Annotated in this window: 6 protein-coding genes and 1 tRNA gene; 6 read left to right on the top strand and 1 reads right to left on the bottom strand. The window is 46.7% G+C overall.

What is annotated here, in order from left to right:
- Both HMPREF2865_RS12115 and HMPREF2865_RS01635 read left to right on the top strand, forming a co-directional pair.
- On the top strand, window positions 1–827 hold an 827-nt coding region (locus HMPREF2865_RS12115), incomplete at its 5' end, for a Slam-dependent surface lipoprotein (RefSeq protein WP_070645230.1).
- A gap of 125 nt (window positions 828–952) precedes the next feature.
- The gene (locus HMPREF2865_RS01635; protein ID WP_070645228.1) at window positions 953–2,374 is read left to right on the top strand and encodes a surface lipoprotein assembly modifier; all 1,422 of its coding nucleotides are present in this window, start codon (window positions 953–955) and stop codon (window positions 2,372–2,374) included.
- A gap of 265 nt (window positions 2,375–2,639) precedes the next feature.
- On the opposite strand, the gene tkt is transcribed toward HMPREF2865_RS01635, so the two are convergent.
- Entirely contained in the window at window positions 2,640–4,619 is a 1,980-nt protein-coding gene (gene tkt, locus HMPREF2865_RS01630; RefSeq protein ID WP_070645226.1) for a transketolase, read from the bottom strand.
- Window positions 4,620–5,068: 449 nt separating this feature from the next.
- Between tkt and ccoG the strand changes: the two genes are divergently transcribed.
- The 4 genes from ccoG (at window position 5,069) to HMPREF2865_RS01610 (ending at window position 8,531) form a co-directional block, all read left to right on the top strand.
- Window positions 5,069–6,553 (top strand): cytochrome c oxidase accessory protein CcoG, encoded by a 1,485-nt coding sequence (ccoG, locus tag HMPREF2865_RS01625; protein ID WP_070645224.1) that lies wholly within the window; start codon window positions 5,069–5,071, stop codon window positions 6,551–6,553.
- 5 nt (window positions 6,554–6,558) lie between these two features.
- A complete protein-coding gene (locus HMPREF2865_RS01620; protein ID WP_083309543.1) occupies window positions 6,559–7,125 on the top strand; it encodes a FixH family protein in 567 nt (188 codons plus the stop codon).
- A gap of 675 nt (window positions 7,126–7,800) precedes the next feature.
- Window positions 7,801–8,361, top strand: a complete 561-nt coding sequence (gene pgsA, locus HMPREF2865_RS01615; RefSeq protein ID WP_003679552.1) for a CDP-diacylglycerol--glycerol-3-phosphate 3-phosphatidyltransferase — start codon at window positions 7,801–7,803, stop codon at window positions 8,359–8,361.
- Between the two features lie 94 nt (window positions 8,362–8,455).
- A tRNA-Gly gene (locus HMPREF2865_RS01610) sits at window positions 8,456–8,531 on the top strand.
- Window positions 8,532–8,587: the final 56 nt, after the last annotated feature.

Genomic DNA, 8,587 nt, shown 5'->3' with positions numbered 1-8,587 from the left:
CACGCAAAGCTGAAGAAGCTCGTAAGGCTGAAGAAGCACGTATTTCTGCTAAACGGACTAGTTTAATTGAATTTGCACTTCAAAAAGGGTTATCTGAAGAGCAGGCAAAGCAATTTGCAGCAGCAAATATAGAAACTGAAGATAGTGAAAAACAACAAAAACTTACAGCCTTCATCAGACAATTAAATATTGATGAAGCCGAGAAACTTAAAGGTGCAGATTTCTCAAATGCAAAATATCCTTTTGATACGCTTCAGGCAAAGACTACCGCAAGTGCTAAAAGTATTATAAATGCACTCACAAATGAAGACCGTATTCACTCTGTTATCTACAATTTGCCATATTCCGTAGTAATTGGTGATTATGCAGGTAATATTTCGTATAACAATCGAACTGGCTATATTTTCTCAGATGATAGGAATTCTTCTATTGTGATCAATGGATTAAAAACAGATTCTCAAGCTATTCCAAGTATAGGTTCTGCAACTTATACAGGTAAAGCATTTAATGGAACATATCTAAGGACTTATGATTGGGACTCACATGAATCAAAAGAAAGTATAAAAGAAGGTTTATTATCTTACATCATTGATTTTTCCAAACGTACAGGTTCTGGGGAAATTACCGGACTGGGCGACACGATTAAGCTGCATAGTGGGATAATTCAGGATTCTAATATTTCCGCATCGGCAGAACAGGGATACAAAACCGGTAACTACTCATTGGGTTTCTTCGGTAAAAATGCGGAAGAAGTTGCAGGCAAAGTTATCTTTAATGGAAAAGATACTGTCGGCTTCGGCGGACAACGCGGAGATATTCAAAAATAATTTTCCATCTTAATTATGATGTAAAAGGTCGTCTGAAAATGTTTCAGACGACCTTTTCGACCATTTTCACCGCGTTATCCATATAATGACAGGATACTCCTGGAATCTATATCCCACTGAATAAAATGAATAAAAATCATCTCGTCTTACTATTGCTCTCTTTCCCAACGGCCGCCCCTGCCGACACACCCGTTGTCCGTGTACCTGAGCCTGTATTTTTTGACAAACAACCCAACAGCGAAACGCTCTCAAAAGATTTTACTGACGACAAACCCGCAGAACAGAAGCTTTCAGACAACCTTTCTGCCGATTCCTCATTGGAAGCACAGATCAACCGCGCATTAATCGGACGGGACTGGAAGACGCTGGAAGGTTTGTTAGCGCAATATAAAGCCGCGCCCGACCGGGATGCCGTTTTATACGATTATGCTTTAGGCGCGTTGCGGCGCAGTCAGTTGCGGCATGATGAAGCTGTATCGCTCTATCGCGGCATTTTGGCGAAACATCCCGATTTGGCGTATCCGCGTTTCGATTTGGGCGTAATGATGTTTGAAAACAAGCAGTACCGTGAGGCAAAGGCTGAATTGAAACGGGCAAAACCGGATTTGCAGCCGCCCATGCAGCAACTTGCCGACCGTTATCTTGCTTCCATTGAATCGGCGCAAAGCTGGCAGCCCGATGTTTCGCTGCAATACGAGCAAACCGATAATGTGAACAATGCCTCGTCCGAGCGCGTTATAGAATGGAACGGCCGACGCTGGAATAAAACCGCTGATAGCCTGCCGCAAAAGGCGCACGGTATCCGCTACGGCGCAGGCGTAGCGCGCGAAATCAATGTGGGCGGGCATCATTTTGTTTACGGCAGCCTGAGCGGCAATGGCGTGCATTATTGGGACAATCAGGATTTTAACGAGCAAAGCCTGCGCTTGGCGGCGGGCTATAAAAACCGTTCGGCTGTGCAATCCTTCGGAATTGTGCCGTTTGCCGAGCAAAACTGGCTGGGCGGCAAACGCTATAATCGCGAAACCGGTATCAATACCGATTTCTCACGTCGTCTGAGCGAAAAATGGCAGCTCTCTCTCAATGCAGGCTATATCAAGAAATACTATCGAAACAGCGATTCGGCAGCGCGTTATAACAGCCATATGCCGCTGGCGGGCGTAACGCTGGCGTACTCTGCACCAAAAAACTGGCTGATTTATGGAGGCGCGGACTGGTCGCACGACATGACCAAAGAAGAGGAGCAGGCATCCGTGCGCAAAGGCATGCGCTTCGGCGCGGTGAAAGCGTTTGAGAACGGATTCGGCATCCGCACCAACCTGCGCTACGCCCGCCGTACCTTTGATGCGCCAGGAAACCTGGTGTATCGCCTGACCCGAAAAGACCATGAATATCAGGCAAATGCCTCTATTTGGCACAACAAAATTGCATGGAAAGGCTTGGTACCGCATTTGAATTTCCGTTATCTGAAAATCGACAGCAATATGAGCGGCTTCTATTCCCGTAAGAGTATGCAGACATTCATCAGTGTGGAGAAGCAGTTTTAATTCAAAAGGGATAGGAACAAAACATGCCGTTTCAATCAACCTTTTTTCCTACACAGGTGGGAGGCCGTCCGCAATTCTAAGAAACAGACATTTGAAAAATAGTTGCTAAATTAAAAGCAATTCTCCACATACTTGGAAATGATGCTGATTAAAGCGTTTCTATTTGAATTACAACTCACCGTATCTGCAAATCCAAACGATACGACCTAGAAAAAAGGCCGTCTGAAATTTCAGACGGCCTTTTTATCTCAATCAAAAATCTGATTTACAAAACGGATTTAACAGTGGCAACCACATTGTCTACGGTAAAGCCGAATTCTTTGAACAGTAAGTCAGCAGGTGCAGACTCGCCGAAGCGGTTGATACCGACCACGGCACCGTTCAAACCAACGTATTTATACCAACCGTCGGCATGCCCTGCTTCTACGGCTACGCGTGGCAAGCCTTCCGGCAGAACGGCGGCTTTGTAGGCAGCATCTTGGCGGTCGAATACATTGGTAGAAGGCATGGAAACAACGCGCACGGCGATACCTTGTTCTGCCAATATTTTTTGAGCTTCTAAAGCCAATTCAACTTCAGAACCGGTAGCAATTACAACAGCTTGCGCATTACCTTGAGCTTCACTGATGACGTAGCCACCGCGTTTGATGTCGTTCAGCTGTTGCTCATCACGCACTTGGAATTTCAGGTTTTGACGGCTGAAAATCAAGCTGGACGGATGATCGGCCGCTTTAACGGCTTCAGACCACGCCACCAAAGATTCAACGGTATCGCATGGACGCCATACATCCATATTTGGAATCAGGCGCAGAGTGGCAGTTTGCTCGATAGGTTGGTGAGTCGGACCGTCTTCGCCTAAACCGATGGAATCGTGGGTAAACACAAATACAGGGTTGATTTTCATCAGCGAAGCCATACGCAAGGCATTACGTTCGTATTCGCTAAACATCAGGAAAGTCGCGCCGAATGGTTTCACACCGCCATGCAGGGTAAGGCCGTTCATGATTGCGCCCATGCCGAACTCGCGAACACCGTAGTGAATATAGTTGCCGCCGTGTTCGCGGGTAACGGAAACGCTGTTTGACCAGTCAGTCAGGTTGGACGGGGTCAAGTCGGCAGAACCGCCCACCAATTCAGGCAGCTCTTTAGCCAAGATTTCGATGCTGTTTTGGCTGGCTTTACGGGTGGCGATGGTTTCTGCTTTGGCACACACTTCTTTTAATGCAGCTTGAACGTAAACGTCGAAGTTTTCAGGCAGTTTTTTATCCATGCGGCGCACAAATTCTGCGGCTTCGGCAGGATATTTGGCTTGATATTGAGCGAAGAGTTCGTTCCATTCGGCCTCAAGTTTCGCGCCTTTTTCTTTCGCGCTCCATGCGTCGTAGATTTCTTGCGGGATTTCAAAGGCGGGGTAAGTCCAGCCCAAATGTTTGCGCGTGGCTTCGATTTCGTCCGCGCCCAAAGGTGCGCCGTGGGTTTTGTGGCTGCCCTCTTTATTGGCACTGCCTTTACCGATTAAGGTTTTGCAGCAAATCAGGGAAGGTTTGCCGGTTTCGGCTTTAGCCGCTTCAATGGCCGTCTGAATGGCATCAGTGTCATGGCCGTTTACATTTGGAATCACATGCCAGCCGTAGCTTTCAAAGCGTTGCGGAATGTTTTCGGTAAACCAGCCGTCCACTTTACCATCGATAGAAATATTGTTGTCATCATATAAAACAATCAGTTTGCCCAAGCCCAAAGTACCGGCAAGTGAGCAGGCTTCATGCGATACGCCTTCCATCATGCAGCCGTCTCCCATGAAGACGTAGGTGTGGTGGTCAACGATATTCAAACCGTCTTTATTGAACTCGGCAGCCAAGATTTTTTCGGCCAAAGCCATGCCCACAGCGTTGGCAATACCTTGTCCCAATGGACCGGTCGTGGTTTCCACACCGTCGGTGTAGCCATATTCCGGATGGCCGGGGGTTTTGCTGTGCAGTTGGCGGAAGTTTTTCAGATCATCAATAGAAACGTTGTAGCCTGTCAGGTGCAACAGGCTGTAAAGAATCATGGAGGCATGACCATTGGAGAGGACGAAACGGTCGCGGTTGTAGAATTTCGGGTTGGCCGGATTATGATTGAGGAACTTCGTCCACAATACTTCCGCCATTTCCGCCATACCCATAGGCGCACCCGGGTGGCCGGAGTTGGCTTTCTGTACGGCATCGACTGAGAGGAAACGGATTGCGTTTGCCAGTTGAGACATGGTTTGACCTTCCTTGGACAAGATTGGAAATTTGAAAAAAGTGTATCGATTATCGCCTGAATCAGCCGTGCTTTCAAGAATAGCCTTTTATATTTGCATTGTCAGACGGCATGATTTCCAATAGGCCGTCTGAAACGGACGGGATAGATGATATTAACTGTTATTTCGTTTTGAAACAGTATGTTGTAAATTTTTTATCGGATAAATAGGAAATCACTATAAGCATAAACCTGTGCTTATTCCGTAAGTCTTTGAATACTGCTCTTTTCAGACGGCCTTGTATGAGGCAGGAGTACCGCAACTATTGTTAAGGGCAAGCCCCGCTTTTGCTTTGCATAGAGTCAAATGTTATGATTTTATATGCACTCCAAAGGCCGTCTGAAAATACTTGCATCAAACTACTACCATGACAAAAGGCTTGTGTGCACTTCGATTAAGGAACACTGATTATGTCACCCGAAAACCAAGCTGAAAACACCACACCCTCAACAGAAAAAACGGCAAAAGCCACTCCGCCCAAACCTTCCAAACCCAAATCCAGCGTAATTCAAATTCATCCCGAAGGCGAACGCATCCATCCGAAAAAAGCAGAAGGCCGCTTTGCCAAACTTCGTATCGCCGCCGTATTGGCGACCCAGTTTGTATTTTACGTAATCCCATGGTTTAACTGGAGTAACCGTCAGGCAGTTTTATTTAATATCCCTGACCGTCATTTTTTCATTTTCGGCCTGTCACTGGGTATGGGCGATTTGATTTACCTTGCCCTGCTGCTGATGATTTGTGCTTTCGGCCTGTTTTGGTGGACAACCATTGCCGGCCGTTTGTGGTGCGGCTATTCTTGCCCGCAAACGGTTTACACCGAAATCATGCTTTGGATCGACAACTTGGTTGAAGGCGACCGCAACAAACGTTTAAAACTGGAAAAATCGCCTTGGAACTTTACTAAAATCCGCATTAAGGCCACCAAATACCTACTGATTTTCCTTGTCTGTGCGTGGACAGGTATCACTTTTGCAGGCTGGTTTGTCCCTATCCGCCAGTTTGTTCCCGATTTATTCACCGGAGCAGCAGGCGGCGGCGCAATGTTTGCCGCAGCGTTTTACGGATTCATGACCTTCTTCTTTGCCCACATTATGCGCGAAAAAGTGTGTCTGCATATGTGCCCGTATGCACGCTTCCAAAGTGCGATGTTTGACAAAGACACGCTGATTATTTCCTACGATACCGAACGCGGCGAACCTCGCGGTGCACGCAAAAAAACCGCCAACAAAGAAGACAGCGGTTTGGGCGACTGTATCAACTGCACCATGTGCGTACAAGTCTGCCCCGTCGGCATCGATATCCGCGACGGCCTGCAATACCAATGTATCGGTTGTGCAGCCTGTATCGACGCTTGTGACGAAATCATGGACAAAATGGGTTATCCGCGCGGCCTGATCCGTTACACCACCGAAGGCGCAATGGAGCATGAATACCCTGAAAGCGACATCAAAAAACGCCTGAAACGCCCTCGCGTTGCAGGTTATGGTGCAGTATTGTTTGTGGTTATTATTGCTTTCTTAACCGGCATTTCTACCCGTAAAATGATCGAAGTGGATATTCTGAAAGACCGCGGTGTGATGGTGCGTGAAAACAGCCAAGGCTGGTTGGAAAATGCCTACAACCTTCGCATCATTAATAAGAGTGAACATGAACAGACCGTTACTGCCACAGTCAAAGGTTTTGATGATATCGCCTTGACCGGCTTACCAGAAAACGGTATTAAAATTGCGCCACGCGAAACCGTGACCATTCCGGTTCAAGTATCCACCATCCCTGAGTACGCTGAAAAAGGCAGCCAGCCGATTGAATTTACTTTCACATATCGTGAAACCGATGACGCTGATGCCGAACCGACTGTCTTGAATGAAAAAGCAACCTTTATTGGAGAATAACAACGGTGTCCAAACCCAATCCCACTAAGCCTTGGTATAAACACACTTGGCCTTGGGTGCTGATGGCAGGTCCAATCTTTGTCGTTATCGCCAGCGTTTCCATGTTCTTCGTCGCAAAAGAACATACGACAGACTTGGTTTCCGACGATTACTATAAAGACGGCAAACACATCGAAATCCAGCTTCACCGCGATGAAGAAGCCGTTAAACGGCAGATTCAGGTGCAGGTTTTAATCAGTCCGGACATGAATGCCGCCAAAGTATTCGTCAGCGGACAATTCGATCCCAAACAGCCATTAAACCTGCTGCTGATGCACCCTACACGCAAAGCTGACGACCAAACCGTCAAGCTACGCGCCGTAACTGCCGAACCACAAAACGGCCGTATGGAATACGAAGCCGTCTTTAAGCCTTTACGCCAAACCAACCATTGGTACTTGCGAGTTGAAGATACCTCAGGCGTGTGGCGTGTTGAAAACAAATGGATAGTCAGCCAAGGCAACGCAGTCAATCTGACGCCTATGGACAAATTGTTCGACAACGGCAAACAAGCCGCTTCAGAAGAACAATAAATCCCATGTCAGGCCGTCTGAAACCTTTCAGACGGCCTGAAAATCTTTATATCCTCTATCATTCTTTAAAATATGATTTTTTCCAATTGGCGCAGACTGACAGAAAACGAAGTCCGTATGGCAAAACAGGTTTTTGCCTACGGCATAGACTTCAACCGCATTAAAATATATCGTGGCATCCCCTTCCTACCCAACCCCAATACCGCCATTGCCCCCAATGGAAATATATATTTTCCGCGCAAACACTGCCCTGATGATTTCACTCAAGCCGGCATCGCCTACAAAATCTGGCTGATTCATGAGCTTACACACGTCTGGCAACACCAGCGCGGTCACAAAGTTTGGTTATCCGGTTTATTCATTATGCTCAAAGGCGGATATAGGAAACGCAAAGCTTACGCCTATCCCATGCCTTTGCCTCACTTCAACCAACTCAATATTGAGCAGCAGGCCGACCTCGTTGCCCACTATTTTGCAGCCACTTACCTGTCCAAAAACATTTATACCCCTCAACAACCCATTTTTCAGACGGCCTTAACAGACTTTCTTCACAACCCGAATAACAAAGCCCTTTGCCCACGTTACTTGTCGGCAAAAAAACAACACTCAAAAAAGCCCAGTAAGCAAATAAGCTATAATGGACAATCCGACACATCGTCCAAAAGGTCACAAACTATGCCTTGGAACATACCTATTTTACTTACCTGGATGCGCGTCCTATTAATCCCCGTGTTTACCATCCTATTCTATTTACCGAACACATGGATTCAACCACAAACCGTCAACTGGACAGCCGCTATCATCTTTGCACTTGCAGCTATTACAGACTGGTTTGACGGCTTTTTAGCACGTCGCTGGAAACAAACCTCCGACTTTGGCGCATTCCTCGACCCCGTTGCCGACAAACTCATGGTTGCCGTTGCCCTACTCCTGCTCGTCAGCCTTGGCAGAACATACGCTATCTTCGCCATGATTATTATTGGCCGAGAAATTACCATTTCCGCCCTGCGCGAATGGATGGCACAAATGGGCAAACGCGGCAGCGTTGCAGTGGCCACTATCGGCAAATTCAAAACCACTGCCCAAATGATCGCCATCTTCCTTTTACTTATCGGCACAGACAAATATAACGACCCTTTCTATCTCATTGGTAACATATTGATGTTTATAGCATCTGTATTGACCATCTGGTCCATGTGCTACTACCTGAAAATGGCATGGAAAGAATTCAAATAAAATTTTTAAAAAAATAAAAACAAAACACTTGACGCACACGATTAAATCCATAATAATTGCGTCTTCTTCGATATACGAAGCAACAAATATCAGAGCGGGAATAGCTCAGTTGGTAGAGCGCAACCTTGCCAAGGTTGAGGTCGCGAGTTCGAGACTCGTTTCCCGCTCCAGTTTAATTTCAGATGCACTCAAATGCGGGAATAGCTCAGTTGGTAGAGCGCAACCT

The organism is Neisseria sp. HMSC073G10 (assembly GCF_001812605.1).
Taxonomy (GTDB): Bacteria; Pseudomonadota; Gammaproteobacteria; order Burkholderiales; family Neisseriaceae; genus Neisseria; species Neisseria subflava_A.
Note: the sequence above shows the minus strand (reverse complement) of the source record. Positions and strands in the feature narration are given on the sequence as shown.

What these genes read in the sequence shown, in the direction of transcription:
- HMPREF2865_RS01635 (WP_070645228.1), top strand. Translation starts at nt 953, where the DNA reads ATGAATAAAAATCATCTCGTCTTACTATTGCTCTCTTTCCCAACGGCC.
- tkt (WP_070645226.1), bottom strand. Translation starts at nt 4,619, where the DNA reads ATGTCTCAACTGGCAAACGCAATCCGTTTCCTCTCAGTCGATGCCGTA.
- ccoG (WP_070645224.1), top strand. Translation starts at nt 5,069, where the DNA reads ATGTCACCCGAAAACCAAGCTGAAAACACCACACCCTCAACAGAAAAA.
- pgsA (WP_003679552.1), top strand. Translation starts at nt 7,801, where the DNA reads ATGCCTTGGAACATACCTATTTTACTTACCTGGATGCGCGTCCTATTA.